Source organism: Burkholderia sp. THE68 (genome assembly GCF_009938265.1).
Classification (GTDB): domain Bacteria; phylum Pseudomonadota; class Gammaproteobacteria; order Burkholderiales; family Burkholderiaceae; genus Caballeronia.
On record NZ_AP022319.1, the window covers coordinates 201,822 to 226,392 of the forward strand.

General features: G+C 62.6%; 17 protein-coding genes and 1 pseudogene. 10 read left to right on the top strand and 8 right to left on the bottom strand.

The window, feature by feature from the left end; genetic code table 11:
- Positions 1 to 57: 57 nt before the first annotated feature.
- The 5 genes from BTHE68_RS29710 (at position 58) to BTHE68_RS29730 (ending at position 6,179) form a co-directional block, all read left to right on the top strand.
- Complete coding sequence (locus BTHE68_RS29710) at positions 58 to 312, top strand: acyl carrier protein (RefSeq protein ID WP_061179864.1); 255 nt, start codon at positions 58 to 60, stop codon at positions 310 to 312.
- Positions 309 to 1,562 carry an acyl-CoA dehydrogenase family protein gene (locus tag BTHE68_RS29715; protein WP_162069886.1) on the top strand — a complete coding sequence of 418 codons (1,254 nt, stop codon included), beginning with the start codon at positions 309 to 311 and terminating at the stop codon, positions 1,560 to 1,562. Before BTHE68_RS29710 ends, BTHE68_RS29715 begins: the two co-directional genes overlap by 4 nt.
- Positions 1,563 to 1,566: 4 nt before the next feature.
- Positions 1,567 to 2,634 carry an amino acid--[acyl-carrier-protein] ligase gene (locus BTHE68_RS29720; protein WP_162069887.1) on the top strand — a complete coding sequence of 356 codons (1,068 nt, stop codon included), beginning with the start codon at positions 1,567 to 1,569 and terminating at the stop codon, positions 2,632 to 2,634.
- Complete coding sequence (locus tag BTHE68_RS29725; protein WP_162069888.1) at positions 2,631 to 3,635, top strand: DUF1839 family protein; 1,005 nt, start codon at positions 2,631 to 2,633, stop codon at positions 3,633 to 3,635. Before BTHE68_RS29720 ends, BTHE68_RS29725 begins: the two co-directional genes overlap by 4 nt.
- 78 nt (positions 3,636 to 3,713) lie before the next feature.
- A complete protein-coding gene (locus tag BTHE68_RS29730) occupies positions 3,714 to 6,179 on the top strand; it encodes a glycosyl hydrolase 2 galactose-binding domain-containing protein (protein WP_162069889.1) in 2,466 nt (821 codons plus the stop codon).
- Between the two features lie 3 nt (positions 6,180 to 6,182).
- On the opposite strand, the gene BTHE68_RS29735 is transcribed toward BTHE68_RS29730, so the two are convergent.
- On the bottom strand, positions 6,183 to 7,340 hold the full coding sequence (locus BTHE68_RS29735) for an L-talarate/galactarate dehydratase (RefSeq protein WP_162069890.1): 1,158 nt from the start codon (positions 7,338 to 7,340) through the stop codon (positions 6,183 to 6,185).
- 36 nt (positions 7,341 to 7,376) lie between these two features.
- On the bottom strand, positions 7,377 to 8,741 hold the full coding sequence (locus BTHE68_RS29740; RefSeq protein ID WP_502710620.1) for an MFS transporter: 1,365 nt from the start codon (positions 8,739 to 8,741) through the stop codon (positions 7,377 to 7,379).
- A 174-nt stretch (positions 8,742 to 8,915) separates the two neighbouring features.
- Here BTHE68_RS29740 and BTHE68_RS29745 point away from each other — a divergent pair, with 174 nt between their 5' ends.
- Positions 8,916 to 9,947, top strand: coding sequence for a LacI family DNA-binding transcriptional regulator (locus BTHE68_RS29745; protein WP_162069892.1), 1,032 nt, complete (start codon positions 8,916 to 8,918; stop codon positions 9,945 to 9,947).
- 2 nt (positions 9,948 to 9,949) lie between these two features.
- Here the strand turns inward: BTHE68_RS29745 and BTHE68_RS29750 are convergent, their stop codons facing one another.
- On the bottom strand, positions 9,950 to 10,888 hold the full coding sequence (locus tag BTHE68_RS29750; protein ID WP_162069893.1) for a Gfo/Idh/MocA family protein: 939 nt from the start codon (positions 10,886 to 10,888) through the stop codon (positions 9,950 to 9,952).
- Positions 10,889 to 11,171: 283 nt separating this feature from the next.
- Between BTHE68_RS29750 and BTHE68_RS29755 the strand changes: the two are divergent.
- From BTHE68_RS29755 to BTHE68_RS29765, 3 genes and pseudogenes are all read left to right on the top strand, one after another.
- Positions 11,172 to 11,378, top strand: a pseudogene (locus tag BTHE68_RS29755) (helix-turn-helix domain-containing protein); the annotation flags it as partial.
- Between the two features lie 452 nt (positions 11,379 to 11,830).
- Positions 11,831 to 13,222, top strand: coding sequence for an OmpA family protein (locus BTHE68_RS29760; RefSeq protein WP_162069894.1), 1,392 nt, complete (start codon positions 11,831 to 11,833; stop codon positions 13,220 to 13,222).
- Positions 13,223 to 13,416: 194 nt separating this feature from the next.
- Positions 13,417 to 14,411 (top strand): IS630 family transposase gene (locus tag BTHE68_RS29765; RefSeq protein WP_162069895.1). Its coding sequence is split into 2 segments (ribosomal slippage): positions 13,417 to 13,882 and positions 13,882 to 14,411, totalling 996 coding nucleotides; the frame shifts between segments, so codons are not numbered across the junction.
- A 32-nt stretch (positions 14,412 to 14,443) separates the two neighbouring features.
- On the opposite strand, the gene BTHE68_RS29770 is transcribed toward BTHE68_RS29765, so the two are convergent.
- Positions 14,444 to 17,977 (bottom strand): indolepyruvate ferredoxin oxidoreductase family protein, encoded by a 3,534-nt coding sequence (locus tag BTHE68_RS29770; RefSeq protein ID WP_162069896.1) that lies wholly within the window; start codon positions 17,975 to 17,977, stop codon positions 14,444 to 14,446.
- Between the two features lie 104 nt (positions 17,978 to 18,081).
- Between BTHE68_RS29770 and BTHE68_RS29775 the strand changes: the two genes are divergently transcribed.
- Positions 18,082 to 18,987 carry a LysR family transcriptional regulator gene (locus BTHE68_RS29775; protein WP_162069897.1) on the top strand — a complete coding sequence of 302 codons (906 nt, stop codon included), beginning with the start codon at positions 18,082 to 18,084 and terminating at the stop codon, positions 18,985 to 18,987.
- A gap of 18 nt (positions 18,988 to 19,005) precedes the next feature.
- Here the strand turns inward: BTHE68_RS29775 and BTHE68_RS29780 are convergent, their stop codons facing one another.
- From BTHE68_RS29780 to BTHE68_RS29795, 4 genes are all read right to left on the bottom strand, one after another.
- Entirely contained in the window at positions 19,006 to 20,448 is a 1,443-nt protein-coding gene (locus BTHE68_RS29780; protein ID WP_162069898.1) for an MFS transporter, read from the bottom strand.
- A 53-nt stretch (positions 20,449 to 20,501) separates the two neighbouring features.
- Positions 20,502 to 22,463, bottom strand: coding sequence for an aconitase family protein (locus tag BTHE68_RS29785; RefSeq protein ID WP_162069899.1), 1,962 nt, complete (start codon positions 22,461 to 22,463; stop codon positions 20,502 to 20,504).
- Between the two features lie 93 nt (positions 22,464 to 22,556).
- The gene (locus BTHE68_RS29790) at positions 22,557 to 23,450 is read right to left on the bottom strand and encodes a LysR family transcriptional regulator (protein ID WP_162069900.1); all 894 of its coding nucleotides are present in this window, start codon (positions 23,448 to 23,450) and stop codon (positions 22,557 to 22,559) included.
- A 64-nt stretch (positions 23,451 to 23,514) separates the two neighbouring features.
- Positions 23,515 to 24,483 (bottom strand): ferritin-like domain-containing protein, encoded by a 969-nt coding sequence (locus tag BTHE68_RS29795; RefSeq protein WP_061179878.1) that lies wholly within the window; start codon positions 24,481 to 24,483, stop codon positions 23,515 to 23,517.
- Positions 24,484 to 24,571 lie beyond the last annotated feature (88 nt).

Here is a 24,571-nt window from a genome sequence, read left to right on the forward strand (position 1 = left end):
ATCGCCGCACTCCGGATTAGCTGCACCGTTGGCCGGGTACAAGGGAAAACATACACAATGAAAACTGAATTGCGTCGCATCCTCGCCGAGTCCGCTCGTCTCGACGTGCCTATCGACACGCTCGCCGACGGCGACGATCTCTACGCCGCAGGTCTTTCCTCGCTTGCCACGGTACACGTGATGCTCGCGATCGAAGACGAGTTCGGCATCGAGATTCCCGATCACATGCTCACGCGCCGCCTGTTCTCGAGCGTCGATTCGCTCGCGTCCGCCGTCGACGAACTGCGTCGTCAGCAGCAGGCGGCAGCATGAACGCGCCCGCTCAGGAGCTGGAAATAGCCGAGCTCGCGCAAAGCGTGCACGCGCGCGGCGAAAGCGAGCTGATAGAAGCCGCCAAGCGCGTCGCGGCCATCGCAGCGAAGCACGCCGATGCGGTGGACCGCGAGGCACGCTTTCCCGCTGAAGCGATCGCCGCGATGCGCGATGAACGCCTCTTCTCGGCGATGATCCCCAAAGCGTATGGCGGCGATGGCCTCTCGCTCACCAGCGTCGCGCGCTTGTGTGAAGCGCTGGCGCAAGGCTGCGCATCCTCCGCGATGATCTACGCGATGCATCAGAGCCAGGTCGTGTGCATCGTCGAACATGGCGTGAACGTCGCGTGGCAGCGCGATTTCCTCGCGCGCATGATCAACGAGCAGTTGCTGCTCGCATCGGCGACATCGGAAGAGAACATCGGCGGCAACATGCGCACCAGCGCATGCGCGGTCGATCTCGTCGATAACGCGTTTCGCATCGAGAAGCTCGCGCCGACCATTTCGTACGGCAAGTATGCCGACTGCATTCTCGTGACGGCGCGCCGTCATCCGGATGCACCGCCTTCGGATCAGGTGCTGATCGTCGCTCCCCGCGATACCTTCACGCTCGAACAGCGCGGCACGTGGGACACGCTCGGCATGCGCGGCACGTGCAGCGAAGGACATCGTCTCGTCGCGAGCGGCACGGCCGAACAGATCCTGCCGACGCCGTTCTCGAAGATCGCCGACGAAAGCATGCTGCCGGTATCGCATACCTTGTGGTCGTCGGTATGGTGCGGGATCGCGAGCGACGCGGCCAACCGCGCGCATCAGTTCTTCCGCAATCAGGCGCGTGGCAAACCCGCGTTGCCGCCCTCGGCTGCACGGCTCTCGCAAGTGCTCACGCTCATCAAGATGATGCAGGCGCGTCTGCGCGAATCGCTCGCCAATGTCGAGGCCGCGCAGACCGAACGCGCGGCGCGCAAGGCGAGCCAGAGCAATGACGATGACGCGCCGCTCGCGGCGTCGATCGGCATCAACGCGGACCTGAACATGCTCAAGCTGGCGATTTCGCAATCGGCGGTGCATGTCGTGCAGGAGACGCTGATGATCTGCGGCATGGCCGGTTACAAGAACGACACGCCGTTCAGCGTGGGGCGCCATCTGCGCGATCTGCATTCCGCCCCGCTCATGATCAGCAACGACCGCATCGAATTGAACACGGCGAATCTGCTGCTTGCGCAGCGCGCCGCAACGGGAACCATTTGACGATATGAACATGCCGACGGAACAGGCCGCCATGATGCAGGCCGAAGCACAAGCACAATCACAAGAGACTCGGGCACCGTACGACAAATCGGACCTGACGTTGCGCGATCGCCTGATCGAAGCCGGGATTCTGCTCGACACGGGCGAAGACGGTCTCTACGGCCGCAGCGAAGTATTCGAGGATGTCGTCGAGCGTCTCAATCAGGCGATCACGATGCTCGGCGCGGATCAAAAAGCGGAAGTGCTGCGCTTTCCGCCCGCGATGCGCCGCCGCGACTTCGAGGACAGCGAGTATCTGAAGAGCTTCCCGAATCTCGCGGGCACGATCCACTCGTTCCAGGGCAACGACCGCGGGCATCATCGCCTGCTCGAAGCGCTCGACAAGATCGTGCATATCGGCGAGGAAGAAGAGCGTTCCGACGACTGGATGGATCAGCAGAAGCCCACGCGCCTCGTGCTCACGCCGGCCGCCTGCTACCCGATCTATCCGCTCGTCGCGAAGCGCGGCAAGCTCGCCGAAGACGGCGCGACCTTCGACGCGTTCTCGTACTGCTTCCGTCACGAGCCGTCCATCGATCCGGGCCGCATGCAGATGTTCCGCATGCGCGAGTACATTCGCGTAGGCAGCCCCGAGCAGGTGATGGCATTCCGCCAGAAGTGGATCGAGCGCGGCTCGCTGCTCGTGAATCTGCTCGAACTGCCCTTCGAGATCGATCTCGCCAACGATCCGTTCTTCGGTCGCGGCGGCATGATCGTCGCCGATAGCCAGCGCGCGCAGCAACTCAAGTTCGAACTGCTGGTGCCGGTTGCCACGCCCGATCGTCCGACCGCGTGCCTCTCGTTCAACTATCACCAGGACCACTTCGGCGAGTTGTGGCACATCAACCAGGCCGACGAGCAGGTCGCGCATACCGCGTGTGTCGGATTCGGCATGGAGCGCACGACGCTCGCGCTGTTCCGCCATCACGGTCTCGATGTCAACGCGTGGCCCGAGCAAGTGCGTCAGTTGCTGTGGGGCGACAAGGCGCCGCTCATCGAGCAAGGTCTCGCCAGCCTGGGCAGCCAGGCATGAACGCACGCTCGCCGGCAGAAGCCGTAACCCACACGCCCGCATCCGCGGACGGCCAGTTCCGTCAGCACGCGCTGCATCGTGACGAGCGCGTGTGGCTGGAGACGAACTGCTACGTCGACCTGTGGATCGAGCTGCTGAACCACTATGGCTGCGATCCGCATGCGGCGCTCGGCTTCACGGTGACGCAGGCGTTCGAGGGCGATCAGTTCACGTTCCCGAAGTTCTCGCTCGACGATATATCGCGGCTCTACGGCCTGCAGGCCCAGGAACTCGCGATCTTCGACACGCTGGAAGCGCACGTGCGCGAGCAGACGCGGCGCGGGCAGATGGTGGTGGTCGAGATGGACTCGTACTATCTGCCCGATACGCGCGCGACCGCGTACCGGCAGACGCATACGAAGACGACCATCGCCATCGACGCGATCGATACCGATGCGAAGCGCATCACGTACTTCCATAACGCGGGCTATTTCGCGTTGTCGGGCGAGGACTACGATGGCGTGTTCCGTCTGATGCCCGGCCTCGCAAGCGATGTGCACGCGCTCTTCCCGTACGTCGAGTTCGTGAAGCGCGCGCGCGCACCGCTGCAAGGCCAGGCGATGGTGCAACGCTCGGTCGAACTGCTCGCGTTGCGCCTCGTGGATCGTCCCGCGACGAATCCGGTCGCGCAATGGCGCGCGGCATTTCCCGAGCACTTGCGCGCATTGCTCGAACGCGACCCTGCGTACTATCACCTCTACACATTCAACGTGATGCGTCAGCTCGGCTCGAATTTCGAGTTGCTGTCGAAGTATCTCGGCTGGCTCAACCAGCACGGCGTGGAAGTCGCGAGGGAGATTCAGGCGAACGCGCAGTCCATCGCCAGCGAAGCGATGGTCATGCAGTTCCGTCTTGCGCGCGCACGCATGCGTTCGCGCATCGATCCGTGCGAGGACTGTCTCGAATCGATGCAGGCTGCCTACGACAGAGTCATCGAGCCGCTCGCCGCGCGCTTTCTCTGAACGCCGAAGCCGCGCTTTCACGCGCGGCTTCGGTGTCGTTCATCGGATTTCATCAACGTCCATCAACGAGGAAGGTTCATGCACGTCTTGTCCGCGCACGCGCCGCGGCGTCTGTCCGAAGGCTGGCAGTGCGTGTGCACGCCCGCGGGCGCGTGCGCCGCGCCCGCATCGCTCGATACGTTCACACAGTGGATCGACGCGCCCGTGCCCGGCACCATCGCATCGGCCCTGCGTGCGTCGGGCGTGAACGATGAAGCGCTCGCGCAACCGTTCGCGCATGCGGATCACTGGTATCGCGTGAAGCTCTCGGGGACCGGCAAACGCCGTTTGCGCTTCAACGGACTCGCGACCATCGCGGAGATATGGCTCGACGATCGCAAGCTGCTCGATACGGATTCGATGTTCGTCGCACATGATCTCGATGTCGATCTGAACGGCGATCACATGCTGCATCTGTGCTTTCGCTCGATCGCACCCGCGCTGGCCGCAAAACGCGGACGCGCGCGCTGGCGGCCGAAGCTCGCGCAACCGGCGACGCTGCGCAACGTCCGTACGACGCTGCTCGGGCACATGTCCGGATGGTGCCCGACGATTCAACCGGCGGGTCCCTGGCGCGCGATCGAATTGATCGGCGAATCGCGCAGTTGCATCGACAACGTGGACATGCATACGCGCATCGACGGAAACGACGGCGTTCTGGATATCGCCGTGCGCTTCTTTCATGCGCAGGAGCACGCGCCGATCACGCTGCAATGCGGCGAAACGCAAGCCACGTTGCAATGGCAGGACGCGCATACGCTCACGGGCCAGGTACGCGTGCCGAACGTGCGCGCGTGGTATCCGCATACGCACGGCGAGCCGTCGCTATATGCCGTGAAGCTCGGCGATATCGCGCTCGGCGACGTCGGCTTTCGAACGATCGAAGTCGATCGCGGCGCGGATAACAAGGGCTTTCAGCTCGTCGTGAACGGTGTGCCGGTGTTCGCGCGCGGCGCGTGCTGGACCTCGGCCGATATCGTCGCACTCGATGCGCCGCGCGACAAGCTCGACAGCATCTTCAGGCTGATGCGCGACGCGGGCATCAACATCGTTCGCGTGAGCGGCATCACGCTCTACGAATCCGACACCTTCTACGAACTCGCCGACAGGCACGGCGTGCTCGTGTGGCAGGACTTCGCGTTCGCGAACTTCGACTATCCCGACGATGAAGCCTTTCGCGGCAGCGTGCAGCGCGAAGCCGAGCAATTCCTTGCGCGCACGCGCCGCTTCGCATCGCTTGCGGTGCTGTGCGGCGGAAGCGAAGTGCATCAGCAGGCGGCAATGCTCGGCCTGCCGTTCGACGCATATCAGCAACGCCTCTTCACCGAACTGTTGCCGAACGCGATCGCCGCACGACGGCCCGATGTCGCCTATGTCGTGAACTCGCCGAGCGCGGCACCCGGCGACACCGAATCGATGCCCTTCAACACGCGCGGCGGCATCACGCATTACTACGGCGTGCCCGCGTATCAGCGTTCTTTCGACGACGTACGCCGCGCGCAGGTGCGTTTCGCGTCCGAGTGCCTCGCCTTCGCGAACGTCCCCGACGATGTCGCGTTGCGCGCGATCCCGAACCCGCGCGCGCACGAACCGCGCTGGAAAGCGGGCGTGCCGCGCGATCCCGGCTCCGCATGGGACTTCGACGATGTGCGCGAGCACTACATGCACTCGCTCTATCGGCTGGACGTGCCGCGCCTGCGTTATGAAAACCCCGAGCGATATCTCGAACTGTCGCGCGCCGTCGTTGCGGATGTGATCGGCGCGGTGTTCTCGGAATGGCGTCGCGAGGGATCGACCTGCGCGGGCGGCATCGTATGGAATCTGCTCGATGTGCGGCCGGGCGCGGGCTGGGGCGTGATCGATGTGCTCGGCGCACCGAAGAGCGCGCTGCATGGACTCGCACGCGTGTTGCAGCCCGTGCAGGCGCTGATTCTCGATGAAGGACTCGATGGCCTCGACGTGCATCTCGTCAACGAAACCGCGCGCGAGATTCGGGCGCGCGTCGAACTCGCCTGCCTGCGCGATGGCGCGGTGAAGGTCGCGGGCGGCTCGCGCGATCTCGTGTTGCAGCCGCGCAGCGTGCAGCGCGTCTCGTCGAATGCGCTGATCGGCGCGTTCTTCGATATCGCATATGCGTACCGCTTCGGCCCGCGTGCGCATGATGCGACGCATGTCGTCCTGCGCGATACGGACACGGGCGCGGTGCTATCGGAAGCGTTTCATTTTCCCGATCCGTCGATTGGCGAGCGGCGCGATATCGGCCTGCATGTCGCCGTCGAGAAAGACGACGACGGCTGGAGTCTCGTCGTCGGAACGGATCAGCTTGCGCGCTGGGTGCATGTCGTCGATCCGAACTACTACGCGCGCATCGACTGGTTTCATCTCGCGCCGGGCAGCACGCGGCGCATTCCGCTGGCGGCGCGCCACGCGAACGTACGCGCCGCGCCCGAGGGCGATGTGTCCGCGATCAACGCGATGCGCAGCGCGACGTATCGCGCTCAATGAAACTCAGCCACGCACGCCGATCTCGGCTTCCTGCGCGGTCCATCCCGCGACCCGATCGCTCAGCGTCAATCCGAGGCCCGGCCGCGTCGGCACGATCATGCGGCCGTCGCGCGTTTCGAGCCGCTCGTTGAACAAAGGTTCGAGCCATTCGAAATGCTCGACCCACGGCTCGCGCGGATAGCATGCGGCGAGATGCACGTGCAGTTCCATCGCGAAGTGCGGCGCGAGCATCAGACCCGCATGGTCCGCGAGCGCCGCCACCTTCAGGAACGGCGTGATGCCGCCGACGCGCGGCGCATCCGGCATGAGGTAATCCGCGCCGCGTTGCCGGATGAAGTCCCAATGCTCGGACACGCTCGTCAGCATCTCGCCGGTCGCGATCGGCGTATCGAATTGCGCGGCGAGCGCGGCGTGGCCTTCGGCGTCGTAGCAATCGAGCGGCTCTTCGATCCAGATCAAATTGAACTGCTCGAATGTGCGGCACATGCGCTGCGCGGTCGGACGGTCCCATTGCTGGTTTGCATCGACCATCAGCGGGAAGCTGTCGCCAAGATGCTTGCGCACGGTCGCGACGCGATGGATGTCGAGCGCGCAATCCGGCTGGCCGACTTTCAGCTTGATCCCGCCGATGCCCTTCTCGCGCGATGCGTCCGTGTTCACGAGCAATTGATCGAGCGGTGTATGCAGAAAGCCGCCCGACGTGTTGTAACAGCGCACGGAATCGCGATGCGCGCCGAGCAGCTTCGCGAGCGACAGATTCGCGCGCTTCGCCTTCAGATCCCACAACGCGACATCGAATGCGCCGATTGCCTGCGCGGCCATGCCACTGCGTCCCACCGATGCGCCCGCCCACGCCAGTTTGTCCCACAGGCGCGCGATATCGCTCGGATCTTCACCGATCAGCACCGGCGCGATTTCCTTCGCATGCGCAAACTGGCCGGGACCGCCCGCGCGCTTCGAGTAGCTGAAGCCGAGACCGCGATGACCATCCGCCGTTTCAATTTCGACGAAAAGCATCGCGATCTCCGTCATCGGCTTCTGACGGCCGGTCAGCACCTTGGCGTCACTGATCGGATTGGCGAGCGGCAGAAAGGTCGACGCGATGCGAATCCACTTGATCTGATCGTGCGATATTCCGTTGATGAGCGAGGTCGTGTTCATGAAGCGTGTCCTTTGATGAAGTGAGTGCGTGCGCGTTCAGTTGCCGTGGCGCGGTTCGAGTGTTGCGGGCGCGCCGCGCTCGCCGGATGCGCCGTCGCGCTCGTCCGGGTCGAGCCGCTGCAGCTTGCCGACGATCACGAGATATGCGAACGCGCCGATCAGCGAGAGCGTCGCGATATAGGTCAACGCGACTTCGAACGAGCCGGTCTCCTTGATCATCCAGCCGATCGCGAGCGGCGTGACGATGCTCGCCAGATTGCCGCAGAAGTTGAAGATGCCGCCGCTGATGCCCATGGCGTGCTTCGGCGATACATCGCCGACGATGCACCAGCCGAGATTGCCCACGCCCTTCGCGAAGAATGCGATCGACATCACGAGGATCACGACGGAGGTCGACTGCACATAGTTCGCGACGACGATCGAACTCGACAGCACGAGGCCGAAGATGATCGGCGTTTTGCGTGCGGCGGTGAGTGAGAAGCCGCGCTTCAACATCCAGTCCGACCACACGCCGCCGATCAATCCGCCGACGCAACCGGCAATTGCCGGCAACGCCGCGACCATACCGACCTTGAGAATCGACATGCCTTTCGCTTCGATCAGGTAAGTCGGGAACCACGTGAGAAAGAACCAGGTGATCGACGTGAGACAGAACTGGCCGATGTAGATGCCGATCATCATGCGGTTCGCCGCAATCGCGCTGACCTGTTTCCACCTGAACGGCTGCGGGCTGTCGCCCATCTTCGGCAGGCCGCCGCCCGCCGCGATGTAATCGAGCTCGGCCGCATTCACGCGATGATCGCGCTGCGGCTCGCGCACCGCCTTGAGCCACCACAAGCCGATCAGAATGCCGACCGCGCCCGTCGTATAGAACACGTAATGCCAGCCCCACGCGCTGACGGTGTAGGTCATGATCGGCGTGAAGACGGCGAGCGCGAAGTACTGCGCAAGCTGAAAGACGGACGTAGCGAGACCGCGCTCGGCGCTCGGAAACCACATCACCGTGAGGCGGCTGTTGCACGGAAACGCGGGCGATTCCGCGATGCCCATCAGGAACCGCATCACGAACAGCGCGACGAACGCCGACGCGAACAGATGCACGTAGCCCTGCATGAACGTGAGCGCGGACCACACGATGAGACTCACGCCCAGCACCATGCGCGCACCGAAGCGATCGAGGATCAGTCCGCCCGGAATCTGCATGCCCGTGTACGCCCAGCCGAACGCTGAGAACGCGATGCCCATCGTCAGCGCATCGAAGCCGAGTTCGTGACGCATGCTCGGAGCGGCGATCGACAAGGTCGCGCGATCGACATAATTGAACACGGTGACGATGAAGATCATCGCGAGGATGAGCCAGCGCACGTTGGTGCGCTTCGTGGTGGGCTGTGCGGTTTCCAAGGCGTCTCCTGAGGTTCGCGGCATCGATATATGCCTTGGATGATACAATGATTGCGCAATCATTCAAGCGATAATGGTTGCGCAATCATCATGGTTTACACTGACGCCGCCGCGCGCCTTGTTGCGCGTGGTCTAATTCGATGATTGAACGGGAGCGCGCACGGGACGATTGAGATGGTGAAGAAACTCGAACGAAAAAATGCCGTATCGGGCCCAGGCGAAAGCGTCACGCTGATCGATGTCGCGCGCGTGGCCGGCGTCGCGCCGATGACCGTCTCGCGTGCGCTCAACCGGCCCGAACTCGTGCGCAGCGACACGCAACGCAAGGTGCTCGAAGCGGTGCGCAAGACCGGCTATGTGCCGAACATGCTGGCTGGCGGACTTGCGAGCAGCAAGAGCCGCCTCGTCGCGATCCTGTTGCCGACGATAGCGAACTCGATATTTTCCGACACTGTTCAGGCGCTGATGGACGGCCTGACGTCATCGAACTATCAGACCTTGCTCGGCCTGACCGCGTATTCGCCCGAACGCGAGGAAGCGCTCGTCGAGGCCATTCTCGGCCGCCGTCCCGATGGCATCGTGCTCGCCGGAACGAGTCACAGCAAGGCGACGATCGAGCGGCTCACGAAGGCGCGCATTCCGGTCGTCGAGATATGGGATCTGACGGACAAGCCGATCGACATGATGATCGGCTTCTCGCATGAGGCGGTGGGCAAGCAGGTCGCGCAACACTTGCTGGCGAAGGGTTATCGCAGGTTCGGCATCGTGTCCGTCGACGATCCGCGCGGCTTGCGGCGTTGCGAAAGCCTCAGGCGCGAGCTGACGAAGCATCGGGTCGCGAAGCCCGCGTTCGAAGTGCTGCCCGCGCCCGCGACCTTGCAGGCGGGGCGCGAAGGATTGAGCCGGATGCTGGCATCGGGTGCGCCTGAAATCGTCGTGTGCAGTTCGGATACGCTCGCGCAAGGCGTGCTCGCCGAAGCCGCGAGCCGCCGCATGGATGTGCCGCGCGATCTCGCCGTGATGGGTTTCGGCGATCTCAGCACGGCGGCGCATAGCTACCCAGCGCTATCGACGGTGCGTATCGATGGCGCGACCATCGGCATGAAGGCGGCCGAAGCGCTGCTGCAACGCTTCAATGCCGATGCGCCGCCCGCCGATGTGCGTATCGATACCGGCTTCACCATCATCGAGCGGCAGAGCACCTGAGATCAGCGCCCGAATGCTTCCGTTTCGATGCGCCGTCCGGTGAGAAACGCGTCGGCGACGAGACGCAGCGGACGCACATCGACATCGCTCGCCTTCGTTTCGATGAGCGCGTGAAATTGCTCGTATAACGCGGGATATTCGCGCTCGCGCCCGAGATCGATCTCCTTGCCCGCGATGGAAAGCCGCTTGCCGCCTTCGCGCATCGACAGGCGGCCCGCGTCGGTATCGATATCGATATCCCACTCTTCGACGGGACCGTGACGCCAGTCGAACACTGCGCGTACCGGCGCGCCATTGGTCGCGATGCAATCGAGTTCGGCTGCGATCGGCGTGGACGTATCGCTCGGCACCGTGAGTGTCGCCGCGCGCAACGCGACTTCGTGCGGCAGGATGCGCGTGACGATCGACAGCGCGTTGATGCCCGGATCGAACACGCCGAGGCCGCCCGGCTCCCAGATCCATTGCTGTCCCGGATGCCAGCGGCGCACGTCTTCCTTCCAGCGCACTTCGACGGAACGAATCGCGCCCGCCTCTTTCGACGCGAGCCAGGCGCGCGCCGGTTCGACGGCGCTCGCCGCGCGCGAATGCCACGACGCGAACAGCGTGCAGCCGCGTGCCCGCGCGATGTCATGCAGGGCTTCGACCTCGCTCACGCTCGCTCCGGGCGGTTTCTCCAGCATGACGTGCTTGCCCGCTTCGAGCGCGGCGAGCGCCTGCGTGTATCGCACTTGAGGCGGAGCGCACAGCGACACCGCATCGAGCGAGGCCTCGGCGGCGAGCAGCGCGTCGATATCCGGATAGTTGCGCACGCCTTCGACGCTGGCGTTGCGGCTCGCGCACGCGACGAGTTCGAACCCCGGCTGCGCGGCGATGGCGGGCAGGTGCTGATCCCGCGCGATCTTGCCGATGCCGACGACGGCGAGCTTATGAACGCCTTTCATGCGCTGTCTCCTTTGACTCCGCGTTTGTTTGCAAGCGTAACGATAACGCTTTTGGACCCGGCGCAACATCAGCGTTTCGCGTCCCGTCGCGAGAATGTCAGCGTCGTGCGGGCTCGGTCGGAAGAATCGCAGCGTAGAAAAGCTCTCCACCTAAGTGTCTGTATCGCATGTCTCCGAGGTTCGAACACTGAAACGCGTCGCTTATTGAGATTTCCATAAAAGATGACAACCGATTCGATGCTGGTGCGTTGTATCTCTGAGGGATTGATTGGAGATGCATGCCATGGCAAAGAAGCCGATGGACGAGGCAACCAAGAAGCGCTTGCGGGCCGCCCGCATGCTTACGGCGGGCAAAGGTCCGGCAGAGGTAGCACTTGCCGTAGGGGTAGCCCGACAGACGGTGTACACATGGAAGCGATTGCTCGATGAAGGCGGAATCGACGCGTTGCGCGCGGTATGTACCACGCCAAGGAGCCAAGAATGCTCGCAGCATGCGAAAGCTCAGGCTAAGTAAACCGCCATCAATGCGACTTTGAGACAACCTATTATGACTAATAGACCCGCGCAGCTGATTGACGGCCCATGCAAGCCGCTCTCGGGGCCACCGGGTTGGCACCAGGTGCCAGGCCCCGAGCTTGAAGGGCGCGCCTTAGAGGAATTCCCGTGCGTGGAAATTCAGGCTAGTCAATGTCTTGACTATCTCTCCGGCTAAAGCACAGACCGTTCAAAACCCGGATTACTGACTCGTCTTGGGGAAGGGGTGGTTGCACTCCGTCGAAAGTGCAAACATACCTTGTCGCCCCGACGAGCGATTTGCGACCAGCCGATTCAGGCCTGGCGTGATTCACGGTTCCTGCCGCTCCCTAAACCGCGCCGATGTCTTGCCGGCATCGCGTCGGGTCCCTGCGCTCCTATAGCTCGCAGTATTAGGAATGACTCGAAATGGCAAAAAACTTCACGGATTTTTCGGGCTCGCTGCCTGATTCGCAAGACGCGTATCACATCGCAGGCGATGGGATCTTCAAACTGATCAACTTCGCGGTTGGCGTTGGTGAATTGCGCGAAGAACACAAGCGCTTGATTGAAGCTAAGCTGGTCCCCTTTCTCCTTGCGGCTACCAAAGCGCTTGGCCCGGGCGACTGGCATTTACTGTGCGTCGGCATGGCTAGCGCTTCTGGCTCATTTTCGATGAACGAACAGCTCTCGGATCGTCGCGCAAAGAGCGCGCTCAGGCATGCGATTGATGCGTTCAACTCCCATAGCGCAACGGAACCTCACGTCAAGAACTGCACGCTGTTCGGCAATCCCCATGGCGACGGAAAGATCGAAGCGTCAATCGACGCGGTTGAGCATCATATCAAATCATACGAGATAGATCGCAAGCAGGCACGCTACCGCGCGGCGCTATTCATACTCGGCGCGAGAAAGGAACATCCCAAGGGATCGAGTACTTTCCAGATTCGTGAAATCTACTTATTCAACTTCAAAACTAAAGAAGAGCCGCTCCCCGTCGTCCTGAAGCGCCTGAAACAGTTCTACGATAGCAACAGCGTGTTGTTGCTCATTGGGAAGAGGTTCAGGGCACTGGCTCCGTTGATCGAGAAATTCAGTCTGTTCATGACGAATATCGACAAGGCGCTCGGGCCGGAGGGAGTCGTCGCAAAGATGATGATCAAATTCATGATCCCCGAGGAGACCGACGCCTGTTACGAGATCAAGAATAGCGAGGGGAATCATGCGCTTTACCGGTTCAACGGCCTCGGTCACAAGCTGGAAATCGGCATAATGACACTGCTCGAATTTGTATCGGAAGCGATAGCTGCGATGAAAGGCGTGATCAAGGTTCTGGGCGTGATAAGCAAGGTCCCCGGGAGCGCCGATAAAGCAGTGCAATCCATCGAGTCGATCATGCACGATTTCCACACGCAGGCGGTGCTGGTTGCGCGTCAGGTCGGCGACAACTTTGCCGAGCTCGTGGATATTATTCTCACTATGACTGAAAACGGCGTGACCGCGAAAGCCGCGTTCGCACCTTCGTCGCTCTGGTGTCCTTTCAGGTTCCATGACGGCTCGGCAAATCACCAGGTCGTCGAACCCAATCATCGAAGCGCGCAGCGAAATGTCTTTGGAGCCGTCTCGCATCAGGTGGTAAACCTGGATTTCGATGGCGGTGTGACGAATGACTGGCGTAATTTCAACGCAGAAGTAAAGATCACGCGAGTCATTCCGAATGTGCTGGATATCGAAACAGCGAAGTCGGGCTTTCTCTATCTGCTGAAGGGAAACTATCCGTTCGATACCGTGGTTGGGCCGACTAACATCGTTATCGATTGATAAGCCTGGTGGGTAGCGGCGCACCAATCACGCCAAACGCTGCACCGATTGCCGCCACGGAGTCCTATGGCGCCGTTGGTGTATGCTCGTCGATGTCGGCGTTATGAAGAATCTATTGAGATTTTCATAAAAGATGACAACCGATTCGATGCTGGTGCGTTGTATCTCTGAGGGATTGATTGGAGATGCATGCCATGGCAAAGAAGCCGATGGACGAGGCAACCAAGAAGCGCTTGCGGGCCGCCCGCATGCTTACGGCGGGCAAAGGTCCGGCAGAGGTAGCACTTGCCGTAGGGGTAGCCCGACAGACGGTGTACACATGGAAGCGATTGCTCGATGAAGGCGGAATCGACGCGTTGCGCGCGGTACCGGGTCGAGGTCGTCCGGCTCGGCTCGATGCGCAGCAACTGGCGCAGCTGCGGCAGGCATTGCTACAAAACCCCACCGAACACGGCTTTGGCACGGAGCTATGGACGCTCAAGCGCGTCGGTATGCTCATCAGGCGCATGTATGGCGTCGAGTTCGGACAAACGCAAATCTGGCGCATTCTTGGGACGCTCGGTTTCAGCGCACAGAAGCCTGAGCGGCGCGCCATCGAGCGTAACGAAGAAGCAGTGCGCCACTGGAAGCAGCACACCTGGCCCGCGCTTAAAAAAAAGCCAAGCGCGAAGGCCGACTGATCGTCTTTATCGACGAGACCGGCATAAGCGAACGCCCCACCCGGGTGCGTACTTGGGCACCGAAGGGGCAAACGCCGGTTATCCAGTTTCATTTCAACTGGAAGCATGTGTCCGCGATTGCGGGCCTCAGTCGCTCGAACTATCTGTTTCGGTTGTACGAAGGCAGCGTAAAGAAGGAGCAGGTGATCGAGTTTCTCAAGGCGCTCAAAGCGCATCTGAGGCAGCCGCTGTTGATCATCTGGGACGGTGCCAGGCCCCACCACGCGGCAATTGTCCGGCAATACCTGGACTCTCTCGAGGGCCAAATTCAGATCACCTTTCTGCCGCCGTACTGTCCAGAACTCAATCCCGTCGAGTATCTGTGGGCATGGCTCAAACGTCACGCGATTGCCAATTTCTGCCCCGACAACCTCGACGAGTTGCAGACCGTCGCCCGCAACAAGCTGAAAAGCGCGCAGCACCGACCTTCAATCATTGCCGCGTGCTGCATTCAGGCAACCCTGTGGTGACGTAAAGAATTATGGAAAGGTCAATAATACGCTCAGGCCGTCGCCGCGATTTCAACTGAATCGCGATAACGCGCGATCAGGCGTTCACGTTTGCTGTCTGCGGCCGCCATATTGCGCTCCTTCACATGACCGAAGCCGCGAATCTCGTCGGGCAGCTTCGCAAGTTGCAACGCGGCATCGAGGCGAGCTTCATCGAGCGTCGCGCAGAATTCATCGACCAGTGCGACGTAATCTGCAATCATCCGACGCTCCGTGCGGCGTTCGGCCGTCTTGCCGAACACATCGAGCGAGGTGCCGCGCAGCGCCTTCATCTTCGCGAGCACACGGAACGCGGGCAGCATCCACGCTCCGAAGCGCTGCTTCACGAGATGACCGTGCTCGTCGCGCTTGGCCAACATCGGCGGCGCGAGATGGAACATCAGCTTGTAATCGCGGCCCGGCTCGCCTTCGAACTGCTCGCGCAGCTTGTCGAGATACGCGGGATCGGCATAAAGACGCGCGACTTCGTACTCGTCCTTATAGGCCATGAGCTTCGCGAGATTCACCGCGACCGCGCGCGTGAGCGGCAGCTTCGCATTCAGCGGCTTTTCCTTTTCGCGGATGCGCTCGACCACGCTGCGATACGTCCGCGCATAAGCCGCGTTTTGATACGCCGTCAGCAACGCTTCACGCGTCGCAATCACGTTCTCCAGCGACTCGGGCATCTTCATCACGATCGCGTGTTGCGCGGGCTTGATGAGGTCGCCCACACCGTGTTGCGCGACGACGCGTCCCCAGTCGAACGCGAGGAGGTTCTTTTCGATCGCCACGCCGTTCAGTTCGATCGCGCGCTTCAGGCTCGAAAGCTCCAGCGGCAACCAGCCCTTCTGCCACGCAAAGCCGAGCAACAGCGGATTCGAATAGATCGTGTCGCCGAGCAGCTTCAGCGCAAGCGCGTTGGCATCGATGAATTCGCAGCCCGCGCCGATGCTGTCCGTCAACGCCTGCTCCGTCTGCGTCGCGGGAAAGGTCCATTGTGCATTGGTGACGAATTCGGCCGTCGGAGTCGCGCCGCTGTTGATCGCGGCCTGCGTGATGCCGTGCCGCGTGCGCGAGAGCACATCGTTCGACGCCGACACGATCGCATCGCAACCGATCACGAGGCGCGCCTCGCCCGTCGCGATGCGCGTCGCATGCAGCGCCCGCGGCTCGGGTGCGATCTGCACGTGGCTCAGCACCGCACCGCCCTTCTGCGCGAGACCGGCCATATCGAGCACGGTCACGCCCTTGCGCTCGATATGCGCCGCCATGCCGATCAAACCGCCGATCGTCACGACGCCCGTGCCGCCGACACCCGTCACGAGAATGCCGTAAGGCTTCGACAACGCGGGCAATACGGGCGACGGCAGGCTGTCGAAATCGGGCTTCGCGCCCGCGGCGGCTTTCGGCTTGCGAACCTGCGCGCCTTCAGCCGTCACGAAACTCGGGCAAAACCCGTTCACGCACGAAAAGTCCTTGTTGCACGACGACTGATTGATCTTGCGCTTGGTGCCGAGCGGCGTGTTCAGCGGCTCGACCGACAGGCAATTCGATTGCACCGAGCAATCGCCGCAACCTTCGCACACGGCGTCGTTGATGAACGCGCGGCGTGCCGGATCGGGATACGTGCCGCGTTTGCGGCGGCGGCGCTTCTCCGTCGCGCACGTCTGATCGTAGATGAGAATGGTCGTGCCCTGCGTATCGCGCAGTTCGCGTTGAACGCGATCCAGTTCATCGCGATGATGCACGTTGACGCCTTCTGGCAATGCGATCTTCGCATCGTATTTCTGCGGCTCGTCCGTCACGATGACGATGCGCTTCGCCCCTTCCGCATGCACCTGATGCGCGATTTGCGGCACGGTCAGTACGCCGTCGACGGGCTGGCCGCCGGTCATCGCCACGGCGTCGTTATAGAGAATCTTGTACGTGATGTTCGCGTTCGCCGCGATCGCCGCGCGCACCGCCAGCAAACCCGAATGGAAATACGTGCCGTCGCCGAGATTGACGAATACGTGCTTGTCGCCCGAGAAATGCATCTGGCCGATCCACGCAACGCCCTCGCCGCCCATCTGGCTGAAGGTCTCGGTCTTGCGGTCCATCCACATCGACATGTAGTGGCAGCCGATGCCCGCGAGCGCGCGCGAACCTTCGGGCACGCGCGTCGACGTGTTGTGCGGACAGCCCGAGCAGAACCACGGCTTGCGCTCGACATCCACGCGCGGCTTGATCGCCTCGCGCTCTTTCGCTTCGATGGTTTCGACGCGCGCAAGCATGCGGGCGCGCACATCGTCGGGAAGATCCGCACGCGAAAGACGCCGCGCGATGGCCTTCGCGATCAGCGCGGGCGATAGCTCGTAATGCGCGGGCAGCAGCCAGTCGCCGCGCGGCACGGACCATTCGCCGCCTTCGTTGTCGCGTTCGTCGAACTTGCCGTAGATGCGTGGTCGTACGTCCTCGCGCCAGTTATAAAGCTCTTCCTTCAGCGCGTATTCGAGAATCTGGCGCTTTTCCTCGACCACGAGAATCTCTTCGAGACCCGTCGCGAATGCGCGCGCGTCCTGCGCGTCGAGCGGCCACACGCAGCCCACTTTCAGCACGCGCAAGCCGATCTGCGCGCAGGTTGCATCGTCGAGCCCGAGATCGACGAGCGCCTGACGCACATCGAGATAGGCCTTGCCCGCCGTGATGATGCCAAAGCGAGGCTTGTCCGAATCGATCACGACGCGATTGAGCTTGTTGGCGCGCACATAGGCCAGGGCCGCGTACCACTTTTCGTCGAGCAGACGCGCTTCCTGCGCGAGCGGCGAATCGGGCCAGCGAATATTGAGGCCGCCCTCGGGCACCGCGTAATCGGTCGGCGTGACGATCTCCACGCGGTCCGGATCGAGATCGATCGACGCGGTGGATTCGACCACGTCGGTCACGCATTTCATCGCGACCCACAAACCCGAGTAACGGCTCATCGCCCAGCCATGCAGGCCGTAGTCGAGATACTCCTGAACATTCGACGGATACAGCACCGGAATGCCCGCCGCGATGAACGCATGATCCGACTGATGCGCGACCGACGACGATTTCGCCGCGTGATCGTCGCCCGCAAGGACGAGCACGCCGCCGTGCTTGTCGGTGCCGGCCGAATTCGCGTGCTTGAAGACGTCGCCGGTGCGGTCCACGCCCGGACCCTTGCCGTACCACATGCCGAATACGCCATCGCGCGTCGCGCCGGGCCATAGATTGACCTGCTGCGTGCCCCAGATCGAGGTCGCGGCGAGATCCTCGTTGACCCCCGGCTGAAAGACGATGTCGTTGTCCTTCAGATGCTGCTTGGCTTTCCACAGCGACTGGTCGAGCGCGCCGAGCGGCGAGCCGCGATAACCCGAAATGAACCCGGCCGTATTCAGCCCTGCCCTGCGATCGCGCGCTTTTTGCAGCATCGGCAGACGCACGAGCGCCTGCGTGCCGCTGATATAGACGCGGCCTTTCTCCAGCGTGTATTTGTCGTCCAGCGAAACGTCGGCGGCCAGGGCGGCGCGATCGGGTGCATTCATGGGGGCGTGTCTCCAGATTCGGGAATGGTCTTTTTTGGCGAGTATAGAAAGCCGATTTGCCATCGTAAAATCACGAATAAACAACTCTGGTATTCGAAAATCAGATGGCCTTCGATCTCACGCTCCGACAATTGCGCTATTTCGTGGCCGCCGCGCAAACCGGCCAGTTCTCGATGGCGGCGGCCAACGAGCATGTGTCGCAATCGGCGATTACGAACGCAGTTCTGGCCCTCGAAAGCGCGCTCGATACGAAGCTGTTCGAGCGTCTGCCGCAAGGTGTCGCACTGACGCCCGATGGCCAGGATTTCCATAACCATGCGCGCCGCGTTCTCGACGCCGCCCGCGACGCGCTGCACAAGACGCCGTTTCGCGCGCACGACATGCGCGGGGTCGCGCGCATCGCGGCGTCCTATACGGTGCTCGGGTATTTTTTGCCGGAATTGCTGGCGCGCTTTCGTGCGACGTATCCGTACATCGATTTCGATCTGCGCGACATGGAGCGGCCGCAGATCGAAGACGCGGTCGCGAATGGCGATGTCGATATCGGCGTGGTGCTGCTATCGAATCTGCAGCGGCCGAACCGCTTCGACAGTCAGGTGCTGATGCGCTCGCGCCGGCAGTTGTGGGTGGCGCCGTCGCATCCGCTGGCACGGCAGCAGGCGGTGTCGTTGAAGGATATCGCCGCGCATCCTTATATCCTCATTACCGTCGATGAAGGCGAGCAGTCGACGATGCGTTATTGGCACAAGAAGCGCATCGAGCCGAATATCGCGTTTCGAACGAGTTCGATGGAAGCGCTCCGTGGACTCGTGGCGCACGGTTTTGGCGTCACGGTGCTGTCGGATATGGTGTTTCGGCCGTGGTCGCTAGAAGGCAAGCGCATCGAGGCGCGACCCGTGAACGACGCCATTCCTCATATGGAAGCCGGCATGATCTGGCGCAAGGGTGCGACGTTGAGCACGCCGTCGACCGCCGTGCAGCAGTTTCTGATTCACGCGTGCGGGGGTTAGCACGCGTGAATCACGCGCTCAGTGAGAAATGCTTTCGAGCGACTTCCCGAGCGTGCGCGGCCCCATCAACCCGATGGACAGCATCACGAGCAACATCGCGCCCGCGATAAACCCGAATACACCCGTCACGCCCGCCTCTTTCAACACGAACGCGATCACGAACGAACTGAACACCGCCGACAGCCGGCTCCACGAATACACGAAGCCAACGGCACGAGCGCGGATCATCGTCGGATAAAGCTCCTGCTGATACGTGTGATACGTGAACGAAATGATGTTGCCCGCAAGCGTAAGCATCACGCCGAGCGCGACGATCATCACCGCCGCCGAAGCCTGGCTGAACAACAAGCCCGCAACGATATTCACGCCCGCCATGAACACGATCACATGCTTGCGTTCGAAACGGTCCGCGATCCAGTAACCAAGCAACGGACCGAGCGGCGCGGCGAGCCCGATCACGGTCGTATAAAGCAGGCTCGAAGTCACCGTCACGCCCTGCCTGACGAGCAGCGTCGGCACCCAGTTCGCGAATCCGTAGAACCCCACCGTCTGAAAGATATGGAAGATGATGAGCATCACCGTGCGCGTGCGATACGGCGGCTTCCACATGTCGGCGAAACCGGCCTTTCTGGCAATCGGGTCGGACGGTCCCGGCGCGGGCAGCGGTCTGCCATACTGCAACGCGACCTTGTCTTCGAGGCGGCGCAGGACTTCATCGGCTTCCTCGACACGGCCCTTGCTCGCAAGCCAGCGCGGGCTTTCGGGAAGATTGCGCCGGAAATACCAGACGAAGAGCGCGCTCACGCCGCCCGCCATCGCGACCCAGCGCCAGCCGTCGAAGCCGAACGGCGCGCGCGGCACCAGCAGATACGAGAGAAACGCGACCACGGGCACGGCGGAAAAGCCGATCGCCTGGCACACGGCGAAGGCTCTGCCGCGCAGATGCTTGGGCGCGAGCTCCGACATATACGTGCCGATGGTCACCAGCTCCACGCCGATGCCCAAGCCCGAAACGAAACGCCAGAAGTTGAGCCAGAGCGCCGTGTCCTGAAACGCCATCACGGTATTCGCCGCGACGTACCACAGCAGCGAATACGTGAAGATCGCGCGACGTCCATAGCGGTCGGCGAGAAAGCCGCACGCGATCGTGCCGATGAACAGCCCGCAAAACAATGCGGCGATGAAGCTCGCGACGCCCGTCGTGCCGAACAGGCCCGCGGTCGTTGCGGTGAGAATGCCGCTCTTCACGAGGCCCGGCGCGATGTAACCCGTGAAGAGCAGATCGTAGAGTTCGAAGAAGAAGCCGAGACTCAACAGAAAGACGAGCTTCCACACCGCGCGCGTCGCGGGAAGCCGGTCGAGGCGCGCCGAAATGCCCGCGGTGTCCGCGAGCGCGGGCGCATCCGTTAACGCGACGCCGGGGGCGTCGTGCAGACGCGAAGTGCCCTGCATGATGGCCATTGCTGTCTCCTGTAAGTATCTTTGATGCCGCATCGGTGGCGGCTCGATCGTGCTTACTTCGTGAACCGGTGCTGCAATTCCGCGAACGACGCGATGCTGCCAGCGAGCGCGCTCGCCGCGACGGTCGGCGGGCTTGCGAGCCACACTTTGCCCGGACCCGAGCGGCCCGGAAAATTTCGATTGATCGCGCTGATCGTGACCTGCTGCGCATCGGTCGATGTACCCGGCCCGCAATTCGCGCACGCGCCGCACGATGGCTGAAGCAGAATCGCGCCGACGCGCTCGAACGCATCGACATAGCCTTTCTCGATGCAATAGTCGCGCACGTCCTGCGTGCCGAATTGCAGATAGAGCTTCACGTGATCCGGCACGCGCAGGCCGCGCGCGGCAGCCCACGCAAGCACGTCGTGATAGTGATCGAAGTCCTCGCGCTTGCCCGCCGTGCATGAACCGCCATAGGCGATATCGATGCGCGGCCTTTGATCGAGCGCCGCAAGCGCGACGCCGTTGCCGGGATCGCCGGGCGCGGCGAGCATCGGCGAGAGACGCGCGCAATCGATTTCGATCACATCGGCGTAGCGCGCGCCTGCGTCGCTGCGCATCCACGGCTCGATCGTGAAGTCGATGCCGCGCCGCTCCTTCAGGAAGCGCACGGTTTCATCGTCGGGCGCGACGATGCCGGTGAAGCCACCGAGTTCGGCGGTCATGTTGGTGAGCGTCGTGCGCTCGTCGGTCGACAGGCTCGCGATCGCCGTGCCTGCGAATTCGAACACCTTGCCGACGCCAGCGCCCGCGCGGATGCGCGAATCCGCGAGCAAGTGGAGCACGATGTCCTTCGCCGTCACGCCCGAGGGAATCGGGCCGTTCAGATCGATACGCAACGATTGCGGCACGGTCATCCGCACCGCGCCCGTGACGAACGCATTGGCCATGTCCGTCGTGCCGACGCCGAACGCGACGCACCCGAGCGCGCCGCTATGCGGCGTATGCGAATCCGTACCGACGACGACCTGCCCCGGCAATGCGTAGCGCTCAGCCATCATCGCGTGCGAAATGCCTTCCGAGCCTTCGTCGACATCGCTTTTCGTCTCGCTCAGATAGCCGTGATTGCGCACGTCGTAGTCATGCGCAAAGGCGCGATGGGCTTCCGACAGTTCACGCACATTCGGCAGCAAGCCATTCCTGATATGCAGTTCGCTGCGATGCGAATACGAAAGATGATCCTCGAACGCAAGCATGCTGCGCGGTTCGCGCAGCGTCAGCGGACGCCCGAACGCCGCATGCAACATGTGCGCCGCCATGCCGGTGTAGTACTCGTGGATGAAGCGCCAGTCCGCGCGCACGAAGATGCCGTTGCCCGGCTCAAGCGAGGCGTTCGTGGCATCGGTGATCAACGCATGGCGCGCGAGAATCTTTTCGACGAGCGTGCGCGGCGTGTCATCGCGCGATGTCGCGCCAGCGCCGACTCGTTGCATATGCGACTTTCCGTAGCGCAGCAGCCCGCCGCTCTTGAGGATCGCGGCGGCGAGCGGATCGCGACCGGCTACGAGTTCGTCGATATCGATTGTCTCGCCGCGCCGGATTCGCTCGATCAGGCCGAAATCCGTCGACGTGAAAAGCCCGAGGTTGTCCGCGTTCTGCCGATAGATCCGCTCGAAGCTGCGCGCGATCACGAGGCGAATGCCCGCGTGATATTCCGCGAGCGGGCTATGCTCGCGCGACGATCCCTTGCCATATCGATTGCCCGCGACCGTCACCTGAAAGCGGCCCGCGCGCACCGCATCGATGCCCACCGGATTGCGCCCGCCCGCATGAAAACCCACATACGGACACTGGCCGAGACGTTCGTCGAAACGCGTGAGCACGCTGATGGGCGTGATTTCGTCGGTGGAAACATCGTCGCGCAGCGCGCCTGCTTCATCGGGCGTCAGGTCCTCGCCCGCGAGCTGGCGCTCGACGTTTGCCGGGTCCGTGCACAGAAACAGGACTCGTCCGCTCACATCCAGATTGGCCATCGCATTCTCCTTCGATGCCAATCTAGACGCACATGCGCGTATGCACGAAGTGTTCGTTCGTCACTGGGGGCATCGCGAGATGCGATGTCCGTATTAACCCTTGCCGTCGATGAGGATATCGATCAGCGCCTGCACCGCCTTCAGTCGCGACGACTTGCGCGGCGCATGCACGCGCAGGCAACGGCCGCCGCCCCACGGCTCGCGCAACGGCACGCGCGCGAAGTTGCGCGAGCCCGCGAACGCGGACGCCGCGCTCGTCGGCACGATGCCGATGCCGAGCCCCGCCTCGACCATGCGGCACTGCGCATCGAAGCTGTTGACGGTGACCGCCACGTTGAGCGGCAGGCGCGCGGCGTCGGCGTGCTCCTTCAAGATCTGATCGAGCGAGCCGCCCGCCTGCAACGCGACGAGCGCAAAGCGCGTGACTTCGGCGAAACTCAGCGCGTCGGCCTGCGCGAGTTCGTGCGCGTGCGGCAGGACGACCATCAGCGGATCGCTGGCGAAGTGCCACGCGTCCAGGCCCGCGGGCGTCTTCGCGCTCGCCGATATGCCGACGTCCGCGCGATCGTCGAGACAGGCGCGGATGACTTCATCGCTGATCTGCTCGGTCAGCGCGATCTCGACGAGCGGATAGCACGCCTTGAACCGCGTGAGCCGCTCCGGCAGGAAGCCGACGATCGCCGATGCGTTCGCATGCAGACGCACGACGCCCGCGATCTGACCGCTCATCGACTGGATTTCGCGCGCCATGCCTTCGAGCTGGCCGTGGATGGAACGCGCGCTGGAATACGCGTGCTGGCCCGCTTCGGTCAGTTGCACGCCCGACGGCGAGCGGATCAGCAGCGCGACGCCGATGGCCGCTTCGAGATCCGCGATGCGTCTGCTCAACGCGGAAGGCGCGATGTGACTGCGGCTCGCGGCGCGCGCGATCGATCCTTCCTCGACGACCGAGATGAAGAGCTCGAGACTGTAGGGATCGATACGCATTCGTGTGACATGCAAGGGCCAATGGCGAAGTATGTCACGGGCCCTTGCGAATCACGAAGCGTCGCTATGCGCTCATGTGCAAGGTGCCGTTGACGCCATTCGGGAAGAAGCCGCCCTTGGTCGTCGACGCGCTCGTCAGATACACGATATTGAGCACGTTGGCATAGTTGCGGCTGAACGCGAGGCCGTTGTCGTCGAGCGGGACGATGTTGGACGAGCCCGGCGTCGCGCCTGTGATGCCCTGATCGTCGGTGCCGACGTGATCGAGACTGCCGCGCGCTTTCGATATCGCATTGGCGGCCGTGACGAGGCTGCCCATCTGGATACCCTTTGCATAGAGCACGGTGCGTACGAGACCCGCGTGATAAGCCTCGGCGGCGAGAATGCCCGCGGCCGCTTCGAGATAGGTCTTGTTGCTGATGAGCGGCGCCGCGCCCTTGTATGCTGTCACGCCGACGTCCTCGAAGATGAACGCGCCGAGCAGAAAGTTATTGTCGTCCTGATAAGGATTGAACGCGACGCCCGCGCCCACGAGGCCCGCCGCGCGCGCGGCCATCGAGAACGCGCCGTTCGGATCGGTCCCGCCGATATCGATCGCAGGCTGCGCGACCGCCGAACCGCCGAGGGCCGAGCGCAGGAACGTCACGTGCTCGAGTTCGTCCTTCGCGATCTCGTTCGCATAGGCCTTCACCACCGGGTCCTGAAACGGCACTTGCTGTCCGCCGGTTACCGTGCCCATCGTTCCGACGCCGCCTGTCATGCTCGCGGCCAGCCCCGCACCGGTCGTTGCGAACGAGTAGAACTGCGATTCGAGGTATTCGAGATTGAGCGCGAAGTTGAGGATCTCCGCGTCCGTGGGCGCGCTCGAATTCGCGTTCGCGTTATCGCCGGAGCCGCCGCCGCAAGCGCTGATCAATGTGCCGCCGACCAGCCCCAACCCCAGGCCTCCGGCGTTCCTGAAAAACTGACGGCGACGCTCGCGCCGCTCGACACGACGATCCAGCGTCTCAATGAGAGGTTTGGCATTCGACATGACCTTTCTCCGAAAACATTCCGAACGATATGAAAAGGCGCGGACGAAAGGCCGAAGATACGGTCCGACGATGCGCTCACGCTGGCGT

What these genes read in the sequence shown, in the direction of transcription:
- BTHE68_RS29710 (WP_061179864.1), top strand. Translation starts at nt 58, where the DNA reads ATGAAAACTGAATTGCGTCGCATCCTCGCCGAGTCCGCTCGTCTCGAC.
- BTHE68_RS29715 (WP_162069886.1), top strand. Translation starts at nt 309, where the DNA reads ATGAACGCGCCCGCTCAGGAGCTGGAAATAGCCGAGCTCGCGCAAAGC.
- BTHE68_RS29720 (WP_162069887.1), top strand. Translation starts at nt 1,567, where the DNA reads ATGAACATGCCGACGGAACAGGCCGCCATGATGCAGGCCGAAGCACAA.
- BTHE68_RS29725 (WP_162069888.1), top strand. Translation starts at nt 2,631, where the DNA reads ATGAACGCACGCTCGCCGGCAGAAGCCGTAACCCACACGCCCGCATCC.
- BTHE68_RS29730 (WP_162069889.1), top strand. Translation starts at nt 3,714, where the DNA reads ATGCACGTCTTGTCCGCGCACGCGCCGCGGCGTCTGTCCGAAGGCTGG.
- BTHE68_RS29735 (WP_162069890.1), bottom strand. Translation starts at nt 7,340, where the DNA reads ATGAACACGACCTCGCTCATCAACGGAATATCGCACGATCAGATCAAG.
- BTHE68_RS29745 (WP_162069892.1), top strand. Translation starts at nt 8,916, where the DNA reads ATGGTGAAGAAACTCGAACGAAAAAATGCCGTATCGGGCCCAGGCGAA.
- BTHE68_RS29750 (WP_162069893.1), bottom strand. Translation starts at nt 10,888, where the DNA reads ATGAAAGGCGTTCATAAGCTCGCCGTCGTCGGCATCGGCAAGATCGCG.
- BTHE68_RS29760 (WP_162069894.1), top strand. Translation starts at nt 11,831, where the DNA reads ATGGCAAAAAACTTCACGGATTTTTCGGGCTCGCTGCCTGATTCGCAA.
- BTHE68_RS29770 (WP_162069896.1), bottom strand. Translation starts at nt 17,977, where the DNA reads ATGAATGCACCCGATCGCGCCGCCCTGGCCGCCGACGTTTCGCTGGAC.
- BTHE68_RS29775 (WP_162069897.1), top strand. Translation starts at nt 18,082, where the DNA reads ATGGCCTTCGATCTCACGCTCCGACAATTGCGCTATTTCGTGGCCGCC.
- BTHE68_RS29780 (WP_162069898.1), bottom strand. Translation starts at nt 20,448, where the DNA reads ATGGCCATCATGCAGGGCACTTCGCGTCTGCACGACGCCCCCGGCGTC.
- BTHE68_RS29785 (WP_162069899.1), bottom strand. Translation starts at nt 22,463, where the DNA reads ATGGCCAATCTGGATGTGAGCGGACGAGTCCTGTTTCTGTGCACGGAC.
- BTHE68_RS29790 (WP_162069900.1), bottom strand. Translation starts at nt 23,450, where the DNA reads ATGCGTATCGATCCCTACAGTCTCGAGCTCTTCATCTCGGTCGTCGAG.
- BTHE68_RS29795 (WP_061179878.1), bottom strand. Translation starts at nt 24,483, where the DNA reads ATGTCGAATGCCAAACCTCTCATTGAGACGCTGGATCGTCGTGTCGAG.